Annotated in this window: 14 protein-coding genes; all 14 read left to right on the top strand. The window is 61.6% G+C overall.

Annotated elements, in window-relative coordinates; all coding sequences use genetic code 11:
- Positions 1 to 11 precede the first annotated feature (11 nt).
- The 14 genes from B0E51_RS14275 to B0E51_RS14210 all read left to right on the top strand — a co-directional run bounded on the left by B0E51_RS14275 (position 12) and on the right by B0E51_RS14210 (position 16,558).
- Positions 12 to 2,033, top strand: coding sequence for a hypothetical protein (locus tag B0E51_RS14275; RefSeq protein WP_077445570.1), 2,022 nt, complete (start codon positions 12 to 14; stop codon positions 2,031 to 2,033).
- A 49-nt stretch (positions 2,034 to 2,082) separates the two neighbouring features.
- A complete protein-coding gene (locus tag B0E51_RS14270) occupies positions 2,083 to 2,691 on the top strand; it encodes a YdbL family protein (RefSeq protein WP_077445531.1) in 609 nt (202 codons plus the stop codon).
- 85 nt (positions 2,692 to 2,776) lie between these two features.
- Positions 2,777 to 4,114 (top strand): 23S rRNA (uracil(1939)-C(5))-methyltransferase RlmD, encoded by a 1,338-nt coding sequence (gene rlmD, locus B0E51_RS14265; protein ID WP_077445530.1) that lies wholly within the window; start codon positions 2,777 to 2,779, stop codon positions 4,112 to 4,114.
- Between the two features lie 75 nt (positions 4,115 to 4,189).
- Complete coding sequence (locus B0E51_RS14260; RefSeq protein WP_077445529.1) at positions 4,190 to 4,711, top strand: CYTH domain-containing protein; 522 nt, start codon at positions 4,190 to 4,192, stop codon at positions 4,709 to 4,711.
- On the top strand, positions 4,705 to 5,721 hold the full coding sequence (gene nagZ, locus B0E51_RS14255) for a beta-N-acetylhexosaminidase (RefSeq protein ID WP_077445528.1): 1,017 nt from the start codon (positions 4,705 to 4,707) through the stop codon (positions 5,719 to 5,721). Before B0E51_RS14260 ends, nagZ begins: the two co-directional genes overlap by 7 nt.
- The gene (locus tag B0E51_RS14250) at positions 5,718 to 6,278 is read left to right on the top strand and encodes a hypoxanthine-guanine phosphoribosyltransferase (protein WP_077445527.1); all 561 of its coding nucleotides are present in this window, start codon (positions 5,718 to 5,720) and stop codon (positions 6,276 to 6,278) included. Before nagZ ends, B0E51_RS14250 begins: the two co-directional genes overlap by 4 nt.
- Positions 6,275 to 7,021, top strand: coding sequence for an S-methyl-5'-thioinosine phosphorylase (locus B0E51_RS14245; RefSeq protein ID WP_077445526.1), 747 nt, complete (start codon positions 6,275 to 6,277; stop codon positions 7,019 to 7,021). The genes B0E51_RS14250 and B0E51_RS14245 overlap by 4 nt, the downstream gene beginning before the upstream one ends.
- Positions 7,022 to 7,181: 160 nt before the next feature.
- The gene (locus tag B0E51_RS14240; protein ID WP_077445525.1) at positions 7,182 to 7,385 is read left to right on the top strand and encodes a cold-shock protein; all 204 of its coding nucleotides are present in this window, start codon (positions 7,182 to 7,184) and stop codon (positions 7,383 to 7,385) included.
- A gap of 231 nt (positions 7,386 to 7,616) precedes the next feature.
- Complete coding sequence (locus B0E51_RS14235; protein WP_077445524.1) at positions 7,617 to 8,699, top strand: N(4)-(beta-N-acetylglucosaminyl)-L-asparaginase; 1,083 nt, start codon at positions 7,617 to 7,619, stop codon at positions 8,697 to 8,699.
- Complete coding sequence (locus B0E51_RS14230) at positions 8,696 to 9,427, top strand: copper homeostasis protein CutC (RefSeq protein ID WP_077445523.1); 732 nt, start codon at positions 8,696 to 8,698, stop codon at positions 9,425 to 9,427. The genes B0E51_RS14235 and B0E51_RS14230 overlap by 4 nt, the downstream gene beginning before the upstream one ends.
- Positions 9,411 to 11,012: an FAD-dependent oxidoreductase gene (locus B0E51_RS14225; RefSeq protein WP_343124669.1), complete on the top strand. Its 1,602-nt coding sequence runs from the start codon at positions 9,411 to 9,413 to the stop codon at positions 11,010 to 11,012. The genes B0E51_RS14230 and B0E51_RS14225 overlap by 17 nt, the downstream gene beginning before the upstream one ends.
- A gap of 451 nt (positions 11,013 to 11,463) precedes the next feature.
- On the top strand, positions 11,464 to 12,666 hold the full coding sequence (gene fabV / locus B0E51_RS14220; protein ID WP_077445521.1) for an enoyl-ACP reductase FabV: 1,203 nt from the start codon (positions 11,464 to 11,466) through the stop codon (positions 12,664 to 12,666).
- A gap of 263 nt (positions 12,667 to 12,929) precedes the next feature.
- Positions 12,930 to 14,648: a molecular chaperone HscC gene (locus tag B0E51_RS14215; protein WP_077445569.1), complete on the top strand. Its 1,719-nt coding sequence runs from the start codon at positions 12,930 to 12,932 to the stop codon at positions 14,646 to 14,648.
- A 26-nt stretch (positions 14,649 to 14,674) separates the two neighbouring features.
- Positions 14,675 to 16,558 carry an SEL1-like repeat protein gene (locus B0E51_RS14210; protein WP_143525936.1) on the top strand — a complete coding sequence of 628 codons (1,884 nt, stop codon included), beginning with the start codon at positions 14,675 to 14,677 and terminating at the stop codon, positions 16,556 to 16,558.
- Positions 16,559 to 16,566: the final 8 nt, after the last annotated feature.

Here is a 16,566-nt window from a genome sequence, read left to right as displayed (position 1 = left end):
AATGGCGCGACATGCGTCCCACATCAAGCCATCTTTTGCTGTGTTGTTGCCTGCTGCTGGGCATCGGCTGGGTCGTGCCTGCGCGTGCGGATGTGCTGCTGACGGCCAGATCAGTAAGCGTGCCCGGTGCCCATCTGCAGCAGGTGACGGTGAGGATCGCCGAGGACACCACCGGTGGGCTGCATCTGCAGCTGAGTGCAACACAGGCGGATGTGTCAGCCATGGGTTGGCAACGGCTGGGCCTGACACTCGACGGCAGCCTGCAGCGCGACGAACGCCTGCGCTGGCTGTTCGACGGCAACGTGCATCTGGTCGGGGCGCCAGGCGGCGCGCTCAGCGATGCCCACGTCAACATCCAGTTGAGCGAGTCGGCAAATACGCTCCTGGTCAACATCCTGCAAGGCAAGGCGCAGGCCAATACGGCCTTGCCGCTGGATCAGCTCAGCCATGCCCAGATCAGCCTGAAGAATCTTCCTGCCGGCTGGTTGCAGGGCCTGCTCGGCACGGTTTGGACAGGGCGCCCTACCGGCGGGAGGCTCGACGCGGAACTGGCGCTGGACGTGCGTGATGTCGGGCTGCAGTCGTCCGGGCAGTTCACGCTCAATGGCATCGGTTTCGATACGCCGACCGGCACGCTGGCCGGGCAGGCGGTGAATGGCAATGGCCACTTCAGCCTCGATACCACGGCTGGACCGGCAGCGATCGATCTGGACGCCAGCCTGCGCGGCGGCGAGTTGCTGCTGGGTCCGCTCTACGCGAAGTTGCCGGATCATGCGGTGCAGTTGGGCCTGCATGCCAGCGTGCAGGGCGGTGCGTTTGACGTCCATCGCCTGCGGGTAAGTGATGCGGACGCGTTGCAGCTCGATGGTGCGCTCGCATGGGATGCCAGGGGCGAGTTGAAGACGCTGAAGCTGGATCATGTCCACGCCAGTTTCCCGACGGCTTACCAGCGCTACGGCCAAGCGTGGCTCAACACCCTTGGGCTACGCGGTATGGACATCGTCGGCCAGTTGAACGGGAGTCTGGAACTGGGCGCCGATGGCCTGCGCAGCTTTGCGTTCGACACAGGTGACCTGAATCTGGCGGATGCGAATGGCCGGCTGGCGATCGAAGGCCTGCATGGCGGCCTGGACTGGGCGGCCCAGGGTGAAAGGCCGGCAACCGCACTTGGCTGGCGCAGTCTGGAGTTTTACCGGATAGCCAATGGCGCTGCGCAGTCGCAATGGCAGAGCCGCGCGGGCACGCTCGGCCTGCGCCAGCCGTTCGAGATCCCGGTGCTGAAAGGCTTGCTGCATGTCGGTGAGCTGGACTGGCGACCGGCGGCAGCGAAAGGGCAGCGGTTGGAGACTTCGCTGGTACTCACGGGTGTCGACATGGCGGCATTCAGTCATGCGATGGGATGGCCGGCCTTCCCCGGCACACTTGGCGGCGCGATTCCCTCGCTGCGCTGGGTCGATGACCGCTTCGAGCTGCAGGGCGGCCTGTCGGCCAATGTGTTCGGCGGCTTCGTCGACATCACCCGGCTCTCGCTGCAGCAACCGTTCGGAGCCAGCCCGGTGCTGAGTGGCGACCTTGCCCTGAAACAGCTCGATCTGGGCGCCATCACCAGCGTGTTCGATTTCGGCAATATCACCGGTCGCATGGACGGTTCGATCGACGACCTGCGGCTGGTCAACTGGAGTCCGGTCGCGTTCAAGGCGAGCCTGCTGGCCGACAGCGGCGGCCGGATCAGCCAGCGCGCGGTGAACAACCTTACCGCTGTCGGTGGCGGCGGCGTGGCGAGCGGGCTGCAGGCAGCCATGCTGAAACTGTTCAAGACGTTCGGCTACAACCGGATCGGCCTCAACTGCAGCCTGCAGGGCACGGTCTGCCAGATGAGTGGGTTGGGGGCTGGCGGCGGCGGTTACACTATCGTCGAAGGTAGTGGCTTGCCGCATCTGCAGGTGATCGGTCATCAGACCCAAGTCGACTGGCCGACCCTGGTGCGGCGATTGCGTGATGCCATCAATGGCACGGCACCGGAAGTCCGTTGACGCGTGCGCTATCTGTTTTTCTCATGTGTTTTGACTGATGGAGTCTGTCATGCGCAAGCTTGTCTACGTCATCCTGACCTCACTGGCCGTGGCGTTGGTCGGCTGCGTCACCATCAACGTGTATTTCCCGGAAGCAGCGGCGCAGAAGGCGGCTGACCAGTTCATCGGCAATGTGCTGGATGATGCCGGGCAAACCACGACCCCGGCACCAAAGCAGCCAGCACCCGCCAAAAGCAATCATGAGCAACAGCCGTCGGCAATGCTGCTCGATCTGTTGATTCCTGCCGCAGACGCCGCCGAGACGCCGAACCTTCTGATCCAGACCAGCACCAGCGAAGCGATTCGTGGGCGCATGCGCGAACGTTTCCAGGGCGTGCTCGGCGCTTTGCTGGACAGCGGTGCTGTCGGCTTCACCAATGACGGCATGGTGACCATGCGTGATGCGGCCAAGGTGCCGTTGAGTCAGCGCGCGCCGGCCAATGCTGCCGTGGCCGACGAGAACCGCGACCGCGCCGCGCTGTATCGCGAAATCGCCAATGCCAATAATCACCCCGAGTGGGAGCCGCAGATCCGTGCGGCGTTCGCCAAGGGCTGGACCGAGAAGGCGCATGCCGGCTGGTATTACCAGGACGCGGGCGGCGCCTGGCAAAGGAAATAAGCCCAGGCACCGGATGATGGGCGGTGTTCGGGCCGATCTGTGATAATTGGCGGCCAGCCAGTACGGCCTTATTCGTCCAAGCCTCATGTCTCGATCCAACTCCGTTCCGTCGACTCCGTTTGAAGCTCACATCACTGACCTCAGCCATGACGGTCGTGGCGTGGCCCGTATCGACGGCAAGGCGGTATTCGTCAGCGGCGCCCTGCTGGGCGAGCAGGTGCTGGCGCGCCTGCGCAAGCGCCATCGCCACTTCGACGAGGCTGAGGTCGTCGAGCTGATCACCCGCTCGCCGCATCGGGTGGAGCCGCGTTGCCGGCATTTCGGCGAATGCAGCGGCTGCTCGTTCCAGCATCTTGATGCCGAATCGCAGATCGCCACCAAGCAGCGTGTATTGGCGGAGAACTTCGAACGCATCGGCAAGGTGACGCCGCAGTCATGGCTGCCACCGCTCACCGGCGAACCCTGGGGCTACCGGCGCAAGGGTCGTCTGTCGGTACGCAACGTGGTGAAGAAGGGCCGCGTGCTGGTGGGTTTCCGCGAAGAGGAGAATCCGCGCTTCGTTGCCGATATCCAGCAATGCGAAGTGATGCACCCGGCGCTTGGCCCGAAAGTCGGCCTGCTCGCCGAGCTGCTCAACGGCATGGATGCGGCCAATGACATCCCGCAGATCGAGTTCGCCGCGGGCGACGACACCATGGCGCTGGTGTTTCGCCACATGCAGCCGCTGAGCGAGCGTGACCGCGCCGCCCTGATCGCGTTTGCGCAACAGCACGAGTTGGCGATCTACCTGCAGCCGGGCGGCAACAGCAGCGTGCATCCGTTGTGGCCGGAGCAGCCACGGCTGGCGTTCCGCATTGCCAGTGGCGATACGCGATACGACGATGTCGAGCTGGAGTTCCTGCCGCTCGATTTCGTGCAGGTCAATGCCGACATGAACCAGCGCATGCTGGCGCGCACGATGGAACTGCTCGATCCCCAACCGACCGATCGCGTGCTCGACCTGTTCTGCGGTCTCGGCAATTTCACCCTGCCGATCGCCCGTCGTGTCGCTGAAGTGGTCGGTGTGGAAGGCGAGCATGGTCTGGTCGAGCGCGCCGCGCAAAATGCCGCGCGCAATGGCATCGCCAACGCACACTTCCATGTGGCCAACCTGTTCGAGGATCAGCGCAGCGCCGACTGGGCGCGCCAGCCGTGGGACAAGCTGCTGCTCGATCCGCCACGTGCCGGCGCCGACAAGGTGCTGGAGTACCTGCCGCACAAGCACACCAGCCGCATCGTGTATGTGTCCTGCCATCCAGCCTCGCTGGCGCGCGATGCCGGCATCCTGGTGAACCAGCATGGTTTCAAGTTGAAATCGGCCGGTGTGATGGACATGTTCCCGCATACCGCGCATGTCGAATCCATCGCGCTGTTTGAACGGTAACTTATGCATTCTTCCTTGAATGCGAAAATCAAAAAGCGGCCATCCATGGCCGCACTCTTCATGTAAAACAAAACCATGGCCATCGAGATCGAACGAAAATTCCTGCTGGCCAATGACGGCTGGCGCGCAGCCATCGAGCGCAGCGAGTCGATCGCACAGGGTTATCTGGTGGGCGCGCAGGCGCTGCGCGATGGCAGCGCACGTGCCTCGGTGCGCGCGCGGCTTGCTGGCGAACAGGCGTGGCTGAACATCAAGGCGGCCACACCAGGTATCGCACGAGCCGAGTTCGAATACGCAATACCGGTCGCTGATGCCAAGGTGTTGCTGGCCACGCTATGCGATGGCGTGCTGGAAAAGATCCGCCATCATGTCCACGTCGACGGCGTGCTGTTCGAGATCGATGAATTTCTCGGCGACAACGCGGGGCTGATCGTTGCCGAAGTCGAATTGCCGGCCGTCGATGCATCGTTTCCGCGGCCAACGTGGCTGGGTCGCGAGGTAAGTGCACTGACGCGCTACTACAACGTCAACCTGATCACGCACCCGTACCGGCATTGGTCGCCGGCCGAGCGTGCTGCCGAGGATGCCGCATGCTGATGATCGGCGTGGCCGGACTGCAACTGGCCGAACACGAACGGCACTGGCTCACGGCGGCGGGAGTCGCCGGCGTGCTGTTGTTTGCGCGCAACTATCAGTCGCGCGAACAGTTGATTGCCCTGTGCGAGTCGATTCGCGAAACAGGTGGTGACGAACTGCTGATCGCGGTCGATCAGGAAGGCGGTCCGGTACAGCGTTTCCGGGATGGTTTCACCCGCCTGCCACCGCTGGCAGCGGTCGGCGCGGTATACGACCGTGATCCCGGCGAGGCGGTGCGCCTTGCCGAGGAGCACGCCTGGGTGATGGCCAGCGAGCTGCGCGCCAGCGGCGTCGATTTCAGTTTTGCACCCGTGGTCGACCTGGCCCGGGGCAACGCGGCCATCGGTTTGCGCGCGTTCCACGCCGATCCGGCGGTGACCGCCGAGTTGGCACAAGCCTATGTACGCGGCATGCACCTGGGTGGCATGGCGGCGGTGCTGAAGCACTTCCCGGGGCATGGCTCGGTCGCCGTCGATACGCACAAGGCGCAGGCGATCGATCCGTGCAGCCTCGACCAGATCCGCCGCGACGATCTGCTGCCGTTTGCCGAGTGCATCGAGGCGCGGGTCGAGGCGGTGATGATGGCGCATGTGACCTATCCGGCGGTGGACAGCCAGCCGGCCGGTTATTCGAAGGTGTGGATCGGGCAGATCCTGCGCGGCGAGCTGGGTTTTGCCGGCGCGGTGATCAGCGACGACATCAGCATGGCTGCCGCTGGCGCCGCCGGCAGCGTGGGTGAGCGTGTGCGCGCGCACCTGGACGCCGGTTGCGATCTGGTGCTGGCCTGTTTTCCCGAGGTCGTCGACGAAGCGATCGCCGCGATGCAGGATCGCAGCACGACGCTACCGCTGCAGCTGGCAGCCATGCGCGGCGCGCTCGGCGCCAGCTGGGCCAGCCTCACCGACAATCCGCAGCGTGACCGTTTTGTCGCGCGCATCACGGCACTGAATGCCGAACCAGGAATGGCATGAATACCTCAACTCCTTCACTTGCCGATGCCCTCGCACAGTCGGATGTTCTGCACGAGCGCGACGAACTGGAAACCGTGATCGCCGACATGGGGCGCCAGATCGATGCCGCGCTGGATGGCGAGCGCGCCGTCTTTCTCACCGTGATGAACGGCGCCTTGATCTTTGCGGGCCAGCTGGCGCTGGCGATCCGCACCGATCTGGAGTTCGACTACGTGCATGCGACGCGCTACCGCGGCGCCACCTCCGGCAGCGATCTGCACTGGCTGCGTGAGCCACTCGTGCCGCTGGCCGGTCGCGTGGTGCTGCTGGTCGACGACATCCTCGATGAAGGCCACACGCTGAAGGCGGTGCGTGACGATTGCTACAAGCGCGGTGCCAGGCGCGTGCTGATCGCCAGCCTGTGCACCAAGCGGCATGATCGCCTGGCCGAAGGCATCGCCTCCGATTTCAACGGCGTCGAGCTGCCGGATCGCTACGTATTCGGCTATGGCATGGATTACCACGAGCAGGGGCGCAACTTGCCGGGCATCTATGCACTGAAGGAGACCTCCGCATGAGCACGATTGACCTCGCCGTGATCGGCGGCAGCGGCCTGTACAAGTTTCCGGGCCTGGAAAACGTCACGCGTCACGCGGTGGAGACGCCCTATGGTGCGGCTTCGGGCGACGTGGCGATCGGCGACTTTGCCGGCAAGCGGGTGGCCTTCCTCGCGCGCCATGGCGAGAGCCACACCTTGCCGCCGCACCGGGTCAATTACCGCGCCAACCTGTGGGCGCTGCACAGTCTGGGCGTGCGGCGGGTGATCGGTGTCAATGCGGTCGGCGGCATCCGTGGCGACATGGGCCCGCGCGTGGTCGTGGTACCCGACCAGCTGATCGACTACACCCATGGCCGCTACACCAGTTTCTGCGATGTCGACGGTGCCGAGGTGAAGCACATCGACTTCAGCGAGCCGTATACCGAGTCATTGCGCCAGCGCTTGCTGACGGCGGCGCGGGCGGTGGAGATCACCGTGATCGGCAGCGGTTGCTACGGTGCCACGCAGGGTCCGCGGCTGGAAACCCGCGCCGAGATCGCACGGATGAAGCGCGATGGCTGCGATCTGGTCGGCATGACCGGCATGCCCGAGGCGGCGCTGGCGCGGGAGCTGGAGCTCGAATACGCCTGCCTGGCGCTGGTGGCGAATTTTGCCGCCGGCTGCGGGGACGAGGCAGAAATCAGCATCGAAGAGATCTTCGCGCATCTGGCCGCGGCCACCGCCGAGGTGCCGCGCATCCTTGCGGCGATGCTCGAAAGTTGAGCCCGACCCCCATCTTCGGGTAGCCAATCCGTTTTCACATATTGCGTTGCACCTTCACATGTTGATACTTTCCCCCGGCCAGGGCGGCGAGCCGCAGGGGGGCAAGGGGGTTCAGCACATATCCTGGCGCACCCATTCCATGGATCCAGAGGTTCGCGCAATGAGTTTCGGTACGGTCAAATGGTTCAACGACGCCAAGGGTTTCGGTTTCATCTCGCCTGAGGACGGAGGGGCGGACGTTTTCGTCCATTTTTCGGCGATCACCAGCAAGGGCTTTCGCAGCCTGCAGGAAGGTCAGCGCGTGAAGTTCGAAATCACCCAGGGGCCGAAGGGCGCCCAGGCTTCCGCGGTCGAAGCTGCCTGATTAGCCAGGCAACGCGTTGTACAGCAAGAATGAAACCCCGCATCCTGTGCGGGGTTTTTTGCTTTGGGGGAGTATCGAAACATCCCCTGCTTCAAGCTCGTCATCCCAGCGAACGCTGGGATCCAGCGCCTCCAAGTCCTTGGATAGCCAAGGCGCTGGATTCCAGCTTTCGCTGGAATGACGGAGGTTTGAGGGTTTTTCGAGGTTTCCTTTGGTGAGCTGGAGAAAGTGATGACTGATCGCAGGGGTTTCCTCAAGGCTTCCTTACTGGGCGCTTCCGCTTCGATGCTGGCCTGGGGCGGCAAGTTGGCCGCCGGACCGATAAACCGAAGCGGCAAGCTGGCCGCCGGTCCGGTGCCCCAAACGCCGACGACGACGGTGGCACGGGTGGTCTCGACCTGGGACTTCGGCATCGCCGCGAACCAGGCGGCATGGACGATCCTCGGCAAGGGCGGGCATGCGCTGGATGCGGTCGAGGCCGGTGCGAGGGTGCCCGAGGCCGACCTGAAGAACCACAGCGTCGGCAGGGCCGGCTATCCGGACCGCGACGGCCACGTCACCCTCGACGCCAGCATCATGGACGCCGACGGCAACTGCGGCGCGGTCGCCGCGATCGAACACATCGCGCACCCGATCTCGGTCGCGCGGCGGGTGATGGAGCGCACGCCGCACGTGCTGCTGGTCGGCGAGGGCGCGCTGCAGTTCGCACTGGAGCAGGGCTTCAAGAAGGAAGAACTGCTCACGCCGGAGTCCGAAAAGGCCTGGCACGAATGGCTGAAGACGGCAAAGTACAACCCGTCGATCAACAGCGAAGTGCACGACTACGGCAAGGGCAGCACCACCGGCATGCCTGGCGGCGCCAACAACCACGACACCATCGGCATGCTGGCGATCGACGCGCAGGGACGCATGGCCGGCGCGTGCACCACCAGCGGCATGGCGTGGAAAATGCGCGGCCGCGTCGGCGATAGCCCGATCATCGGCGCCGGCCTGTACGTCGACGGCGAGATCGGCGGCGCCACCTCCACCGGCGTCGGCGAGGAAGTGATTCGTAACGCCGGCAGCTTCCTGGTGGTCGAGCTGATGCGTCAGGGGCACTCACCGCACGAAGCCTGCAAGGAAGCGGTGATGCGCATCGTCAAGAAACGCCGCGAAGCCTCCAAGACCCTGCAGGTCGGCTTCCTGGCGATGAATCGCGCAGGCGAGGTCGGCGCATACGCGATCCAGCGCGGCTTCTCCTACGCCGTGTGCGATGCGAAGAAGCAGGACGGCTTGATCCCGTCGCAAAGCGTCTACACGACGAACTACTCATGATCCTGGAAATCGCCGCGAACTCGGTCGCCTCCGCGCTGGCTGCCCAGGAAGTTGGGGCGGGGCGTGTCGAACTTTGCACAGCGCTGGAACTGGGCGGACTGACGCCTTCGCACGCGCAGATCGCACTGGCTCGGGAACACCTACGCATTCCGCTGTATGTATTGATTCGTCCGCGCGCCGGCGACTTTCTCTACAGCGATATCGAGTGCGAGGTGATGCTGCGGGACATCGAAGCCTGCGTGGCGCTCGGCTGTGATGGCGTGGTATTCGGTGCGCTCGATGCCGATGGCGAGGTCGACAGGCCGCGCTGCCGCGCGCTGGTCTCTGCCGCAGGCAACCTGGGCGTCACCTTCCACCGCGCTTTCGACCTCACGCGCGATCCGTTGTCGTCATTGGGAGACCTGATCGAACTCGGCTGCGAGCGCGTGCTGACGTCGGGTGGCCAGCCCACTGCGCTCGAGGGGGCGGAGCTGATTCGTCAGCTGGTCGAGCTGTCGACCGGGCGTATCGTCGTGATGCCGGGGGCGGGCGTGGATGCCGGGAACATCGGCAAGCTGCAGGAGATGACGGGGGCAAATGAATTTCACGCGTCGGCGAAACGGCAGCATTCGTCCGGCATGCGCTGGCAGCCGTCGTTGTTGACGGATATGCAGGGCGGAGAATGGCGCAGCGATGTGGAACAGATACGAGGCATCCTTGTTGCGTTGAACGATGCCGGACGAGGCTAAGCTTCGCTCCAGACAGAAACTGGATTTGACGGCCACCATCCACTGCCACCAACCATCAGGATCACCCATGCCGAATACTGATGTCCTGATCGTAGGCGCGGGCCCGACAGGCCTGACCCTGGCTTGCACGCTGGCGCAGCGGAAGGTGCGCTTCCGCATCATCGAGGCCTCGCCTTCGCCGCAGGCGGGTTCGCGCGGAAAGGGACTGCAGCCGCGCACGCTGGAATTGTTCGATGACCTGGGCATCGTCGATCGGGTGATCGCCAACGGCAGCTTCGACATGAACATGCTCCAGCACGACGAGACCGGCGCCTCCACGGAGGTGCCTCGCCGTTACCTTCCGCCCAGGCCAGATGCGCCCTACCTGTCGGCGTTGCTGACGCCGCAATGGCGTGTCGAGGAAGCGTTGCGCGCCAGGCTGGGCGACCTCGGCGGCGAGGTCGAATTCGGCGTGACGCTCTCCAGCTATGTCCAGGACGACGACGGCGTGACCGTGCAACTGGCCGGATCCGCAGGCGAAGAGACCCTGCGGGTGGGCTGGCTGATCGGTTGCGATGGCGGCAAGAGTTCGATCCGACAGCAAGAAGATATTTCTTTCCTGGGCGAGACCCTCGAGACCGTCCGGATGATGCTGGGCGATGTCCGCCTGACGGGGCTCGATCGCGACCACTGGCACGTGTGGCGCAGCGCCGAAGGCTTCCTGGCGCTTTGCCCGCTGCCCTCCACCGACACGTTCCAGTTGCAGGCCTCGATCGCACCGGGCCAGGACGATCAGCCGTCGCGGGAGGCTTTTCAGCGCCTGATCGATCGACGCACGGGACGACAGGACATCCGCGTGGAGGAGACCGGCTGGGAATCGATGTGGCGGGCCAACGTGCGCATGGTCGACCGCTATCGCGCCGGCCGCGTGCTGCTGGCCGGCGATGCCGCCCACGTCCATTCGCCCGCCGGCGGGCAGGGCATGAATACCGGCATCCAGGATGCCTACAACCTGGGCTGGAAACTCGCCGCCGTGCTGGGCGGCGCCGACGCGAGCCTGATCGACACCTACGGCGAGGAGCGCCTGCCGATCGCCTCATGGGTGCTGGGCGTCTCCAACGAGTTGATGAATGCTGCAGTGGCCGCGCGTGGCTTCGTGCTCAGCCGCGACGAAAAGACCCTGCAACTGGGCCTGGGCTACCGCGGCTGCAGCCTGTCGCAGGACCAGCGGCCAGACGGCGATGGCCTGCGTGCAGGCGACCGCGCGCCGGATGCGCCCGGCCTGTCCGGCGCTGGCGAGTCGACGCGCATCTTCGATCTATTGCGGGGACCGCACATCACCTTGCTCGGCTTCGGCACACGCTGGCGATCGGTGGTCGACGCGTGCGCCGCAACGTTCGGTGACGACGTGCGGGGCTATGTCATCGCCGCATCACCGCACGCTGCGACGAACCTTGTGGATGAGCAGGGCCATGCCCGTACTGCCTACAGCGACGATGCCCTTTTCGTGATCCGACCGGACAATTACGTCGGCCTGGTGGCGGCGGACACTGATCACGCGCCGGTGATGGATTATCTCCGGCGCATCACGGCACCGGCTGCCTGATCGAGGTGGTGAAAGGCTCCGCTGCGATTCCGCAACGGGTTTTAGATAGAGATGATCCCGCAGAGAATCTCAAAAACCTCCCAACATCGTCATTCCTGCGAACCCCACAAAAAGGGGGCAACGGCAGGAATCGCATCTCAACAACGAAGCCAGTCATCCCTTCAGCCCTTCGCAACAGCAACTGCGATCCCGGCCCTTGCCCCCTTTTGTGGGTCAGCCGGGATGACGAGTAAGAAAACCTCCCCATATCGTCATTCCTGCGAAAGCAGGAATCGCTCTTCAACAACGAAGCGGCCCATCCCTTCAGCCTTTCGCAACAGCGACATGCGATCCCTGCCTTCGCAGGGATGACGAACTAAGGAATGAGTCACCCGATACCCCCTACGGCAGCGCATGGCCTCCCACCTTGGTTAATATGGCGAATTGCCGAACAGCAGCAGGAGCCACCCGAGTGATCATCAAGCCCAAAGTCCGCGGATTCATCTGCATCACCGCCCATCCAGTCGGCTGCGAACACAACGTGCTCGACCAGATCAAGGTCACCCAGGCCGCGGGCCACGACAAGGCGAAGGGCCCGAAGCGCGTGCTGGTGATCGGCGCCTCCACCGGCTACGGCCTGGCCTCACGCATCACGGCCGCCTTCGGCTACGGCGCCGCCACGCTCGGCGTGTTCTTCGAGAAGCCCAGCAGCTCGGAAAAGACCGGCACCGCCGGCTGGTACAACTCCGCCGCGTTCGACAAGGCGGCCAAGCAGGCCGGCCTGTACAGCAAGTCGATCAACGGCGACGCGTTCGCCAACGAAACCCGCGCCCGCGCAATCGAGATCATCAAGAACGAGATGGGCGGCCCGATCGACCTGGTGGTCTATTCGCTCGCCTCGCCCGTACGCAAGCTGCCGGACACCGGCGAAGTGGTGCGCTCGGCGCTCAAGACCATCGGCCAGCCGTTCACCAACACCTCGGTCGACACCAACAAGGACACCGTGATCGAGGCCACCATCGAGCCGGCCACCGAGCAGGAAATCAAGGACACCGTCACCGTGATGGGCGGCGAGGACTGGGCGCTGTGGATCGACGCGCTGAGCGCCGCCGGCGTACTGGCCGAGCACGCCAAGACCGTCGCCTACAGCTACATCGGCACCGAGATCACCTGGCCGATGTACTGGCACGGCACCCTGGGCCAGGCCAAGCAGCACCTGGACAACACCGCCAGGCAACTGCGCAGCCGCCACCCCGGCCTCGACGCTTACGTCGGCGTGATGAAGTCCGTCGTCACCCAGGCCAGTGCCGCCATCCCGGTGATCCCGCTGTACGTTTCCATCGCCTTCAAGATCATGAAGGAGAAGGGCATCCACGAAGGCCCCATCGAACAGGCCAACCGCCTGTTCCACGACCGCCTCTACCGTGCCGATGGTAAAGCGGCACCCACCGACGATGAAGGCCGCCTGCGCTTGGACGATTGGGAGCTGCGCGACGACGTGCAGATCCCCTGCAAGACCCTCTGGCCCACCGTCACCACCGAAAACCTCAAGCAGATCACCGACTACGCCGGGTACAAGCACGAGTTTTTGCAGCTGTTCGGGTTTGATCGGGTGGATGTGGACTATGACGCTGAGGTGGAGGCGGATCGACGGTTTGATTGTTTGGAGATTTGAGGGACGAAAGTCGCCGTTGAGGATGCTTGGTCCAAAAAATGTCTGCTTCGACCCGAAGCGGGCACTCTAAATGCACTCTGACCTGAGTTTCGCACTATGCCTTTTTGATCTCTACGAATAATTCGAGGTCTCTTGCGAGTTAACGTGCCGTTTCTGAAGGGTGATATGCGTCGGGCGGTCGGGTTGGGTGTGCTATTGAGATCACTCTGCTGCTCGCGGATGTTGCCAAAAATGATGGTTGATTGATTGTAAAGGGGGATATTTTGATCATCGGCATTGATCTAGGGACTACCAATAGTCTTGTCGCTGTGTGGAAGGAGGGCGCCCCGGTTCTTATACCCAATGCCCTCGGTGTAGTGCTGACACCCTCGTGCGTCGGGTTTTCGGACAGTGGTGAACTACTGATAGGTCAGGCTGCAAAAGATCGCTTGCAGACACACCCAAAACAGACAATCGCTAATTTCAAGCGCTACATGGGTTCAGCACGCGAATGCGAACTTGGCAAGCGCAAGTTCCGTCCTGAAGAAGTGTCGTCATTTGTGCTCCGCTCACTTAAGGCCGACGCGGAGGCTTTCCTTGGCGAAACAGTGCAAGACGCCATCATTAGTGTGCCTGCCTACTTTAGTGATGCTCAGCGCAAAGCTACGCGAGCGGCAGGTCAGCTTGCCGGGCTTCGCGTGGAGCGACTGGTCAACGAGCCGACAGCCGCAGCGCTTGCCTATGGCGTACGCGACGCCGGAAGTGAGCGTAAGTTTCTCGTTTTTGATCTGGGCGGTGGAACATTCGATGTCTCTGTTTTGGAGATATTCGAGGGCGTCATGGAGGTGCGTGCAAGCGCTGGCGACAACTTCCTCGGCGGAGAGGACTTTCTCGATATTCTTGTCGAGGACATTCTTGCTTCTTGTCAATCAGAGCTTTGCAACAACGACTTATCGCCTGGAGATCGACAACGACTGCGGGAAGCTGCAGAGAAAATGAAGCGAACGCTGTCGGCGGCACCTTTGGCCGAGCTGTCACTTCGCTTACGCGGAAAGAATATTTCTTACAGTCTGAACGAAGATCGCTACATAGAGCTTTGCGATCCACTCTTGCAACGACTACGGATACCAGTTGAGCGTGCACTTCGCGATGCGCGGATACGCGCTTCGGATCTATATGAGATTGTTCTCGCTGGTGGAGCGACGCGAATGCCAATCGTGCGCAAACTGGTCACGCGCATGTTTGGCCGTTTCCCCGTAACGACGTTGAATCCCGACGAGGTGGTGGCGCTCGGGGTTGCCGTACAGGCGGGCTTGGCTATGGACGACGTGGCGTTGGACGAGATAGTCATGACTGACGTCTGTCCTTATACGCTTGGCATCAATACGTCACAGCAACTGAGTGGTCCTGGTGGCGCCTTCGTCGACGGCTTTTACCTGCCTATTATTGAACGTAATACCGTTGTGCCGGCCAGTCGAAGCAAAGATGTCTATACGGTACGCGATGGCCAACCAAAACTTGGCATCGATGTCTACCAGGGTGAAGCGCGCCTTGTAAAAGAGAATATCCCTCTCGGCAAGTTTGTCATCGACATGCCGCCCGGCATGCCGGCGGGTGGGGCTGGGGCGAACGTTCGCTTTACTTACGATGTGAATGGTCTGCTTGAAGTCGAGGCGACTGTTCATGGTACAAACATCAAAGGCAGCATCGTTATTGAAGAGCACTCGGGCGTATTGTCAAACGATGAAATCCGAGAACGTCTTGATGCGCTCGCGAGTCTTAAGTTGCATCCTAGAGAAGACGTGCGCAATGCGGCTCTTATGGCGCGAGGCAATCGCCTCTTCGAGGAGGCTTTGGGGCCGGCCCGTATGCAAATATCTAGGGCTCTGGCGCAATTCGAGTCAATCCTTGGAAGGCAGGAACCACATGAAATCGCCACGGCCCGTGAGCAATTTCAGTCGTGGCTGGATAGCTTTGAAAGTAGTCCCTTAATCGACGCTTGAACTTAGACTTTTTATTGGGGAGGCGCATGCAGTGGGTATTTGAAACGCTGGGGATAGATAAAAGTGCAGACACAAGTACTATCCGCAAGGCCTACGCCAAAGCGATAAAACAATGCGATCCGGCGACTGAAGCTGCCCGTTTTCAACGGATTCGCGAGGCGTATGAATGGGCGCTGCAATGGGCAAAGCGTGTCGAGGCGACAGCGAAAACGCCGCCTTCCGTACTTGTACATGGAGCGCTGGATAATACTTCAACCGTCAGTGTTGCGCCGACGGCCAGTAATACTCGCAAGACTGTTCCGATAGATGAAGCTGGCGAGTTGGCCCAACAAGTATTTCGCGAATTCGTCGATGCAGCTTACGCGCCTTATGCAGCACCCATGGGTGCCATTCTTGCAGCCTATTCCCATGATGTACGCTTGACCTCACTTGACGCAAAGGCACTATTCGAACAAGCGGTTCTTGTACGAGCCTTTGCCAGGCCGATCGATGTTTTCCTCTTGGATAAAGCTTGCGATCTATTCATCTGGGAAACATCAAGCAGGCACCTAGCTGCGCTACGCCCTGATCTTGTTCACCGTATGCAGCGTCAGCAGACATTGCGGCGCCTGTTAACAGCCGGTAATGCTGCAGATCATGAAACGCTCGCCGAAGCGGTAAGACTCTATACCTTGATCAAGCGGAAGCCCACTACGAGGGTCGAGCCTTGGCAGATCGCTAATGCGAATCGTGTGCTGGATCGCCATGCAGCGTTCAAGCATGAGCTCAATGAACGTTTCAGCCAAGAAGCATTTGATTGGTGGAGACAAAAACTTCGAACCAATGCGAGTCTGTCGGCTGCTTATGACGAAAGGCATGCGCAGGAAACGAAGCCTATTCCACCTAGGCGGCAGCAGCGACGTTCTAGAGGTTCACCCATAGGATGGATGATTATTTTTCCGTTTCTGGGTGTGATGAGCATACTCGGCAGTCATTTTTCATTGCCTGACCAGAAGGCTACTCTTTACGAGGCGACGCCTGTTTCGACGGAAGCAAAATCGACCTTGCCTGAGCCCGGCAAGTTAGAAAAAAATTCAACGAGTGATATGGCTGCAGTGAGAAGCCCTGAAGCTGAAAACCAGCTGGGCCAAACATATGCAGTAAATGGGGTCGATGATGCCACTTATCGTATGGCTGTCGAATTGTTTCAAAGATCTGCCGACCAGGGATACCCTCCAGCTCTATACAACCTAGGGACCATGTACGAGGACGGTCATGGCGTTGCACAAAACCTTCCATTGGCTGTTGATCTGTTCAAGCAGTCTGCCGTAAAGGGATATTCGGTGGCGCAATTCCATCTTGGCGTCTTATACAAAGATGGACGCGGAGTTAAAGGGAGCGCAAAGCTGGCGCATGCCTGGTGGGAGAAGGCCGCCGAACAAGGTCATATCGTGGCGCAATTCAACCTTGGCCTGTCATTCGCCAAAGGTGATGGTGCGAAGCAAGACTACAGCTCAGCAGCTCGGTGGTGGCGAGCGGCAGCAATGCGGGGAAATGCCAGCGCGCAAAATGGTATGGGCTGGCTCTGCGAACGGGGTTTAGGCATCGCTCAGGACACCAATGCGGCCATTACCTGGTATCGCAGCGCTGCTTCGCAGGGAGATGTGTCAGCACAGGTCAATTTAGCTTCTATGTACGAAAGAGGCGTTGGTGTGCGTAAGGACCCAATGGTGGCATATGCTTTGCTGAGTGTTGCAGCTTCGCGCAGTGACTCCACCCAAAAGAACGCTTCGATTGCCATGGAGCATGTTGCACGTGGGCTAAGCAAAGAACAACTGGGAACCGCAACCGAGCTTGCCGGGAAACTGAGGTCACGTAACAGCTTCCTTGCTAAGTTGGATGCCGCTGTCCGGTTGGACAGTGATCATTGAAAGTTCTT

The sequence above is a fragment of the Rhodanobacter sp. C05 genome, from assembly GCF_002001165.1.
GTDB lineage: Bacteria > Pseudomonadota > Gammaproteobacteria > Xanthomonadales > Rhodanobacteraceae > Rhodanobacter.
Note: the sequence above shows the minus strand (reverse complement) of the source record. Positions and strands in the feature narration are given on the sequence as shown.

What these genes read in the sequence shown, in the direction of transcription:
- B0E51_RS14275 (WP_077445570.1), top strand. Translation starts at nt 12, where the DNA reads ATGCGTCCCACATCAAGCCATCTTTTGCTGTGTTGTTGCCTGCTGCTG.
- B0E51_RS14270 (WP_077445531.1), top strand. Translation starts at nt 2,083, where the DNA reads ATGCGCAAGCTTGTCTACGTCATCCTGACCTCACTGGCCGTGGCGTTG.
- rlmD (WP_077445530.1), top strand. Translation starts at nt 2,777, where the DNA reads ATGTCTCGATCCAACTCCGTTCCGTCGACTCCGTTTGAAGCTCACATC.
- B0E51_RS14260 (WP_077445529.1), top strand. Translation starts at nt 4,190, where the DNA reads ATGGCCATCGAGATCGAACGAAAATTCCTGCTGGCCAATGACGGCTGG.
- nagZ (WP_077445528.1), top strand. Translation starts at nt 4,705, where the DNA reads ATGCTGATGATCGGCGTGGCCGGACTGCAACTGGCCGAACACGAACGG.
- B0E51_RS14250 (WP_077445527.1), top strand. Translation starts at nt 5,718, where the DNA reads ATGAATACCTCAACTCCTTCACTTGCCGATGCCCTCGCACAGTCGGAT.
- B0E51_RS14245 (WP_077445526.1), top strand. Translation starts at nt 6,275, where the DNA reads ATGAGCACGATTGACCTCGCCGTGATCGGCGGCAGCGGCCTGTACAAG.
- B0E51_RS14240 (WP_077445525.1), top strand. Translation starts at nt 7,182, where the DNA reads ATGAGTTTCGGTACGGTCAAATGGTTCAACGACGCCAAGGGTTTCGGT.
- B0E51_RS14235 (WP_077445524.1), top strand. Translation starts at nt 7,617, where the DNA reads ATGACTGATCGCAGGGGTTTCCTCAAGGCTTCCTTACTGGGCGCTTCC.
- B0E51_RS14230 (WP_077445523.1), top strand. Translation starts at nt 8,696, where the DNA reads ATGATCCTGGAAATCGCCGCGAACTCGGTCGCCTCCGCGCTGGCTGCC.
- B0E51_RS14225 (WP_343124669.1), top strand. Translation starts at nt 9,411, where the DNA reads ATGCCGGACGAGGCTAAGCTTCGCTCCAGACAGAAACTGGATTTGACG.
- B0E51_RS14210 (WP_143525936.1), top strand. Translation starts at nt 14,675, where the DNA reads ATGCAGTGGGTATTTGAAACGCTGGGGATAGATAAAAGTGCAGACACA.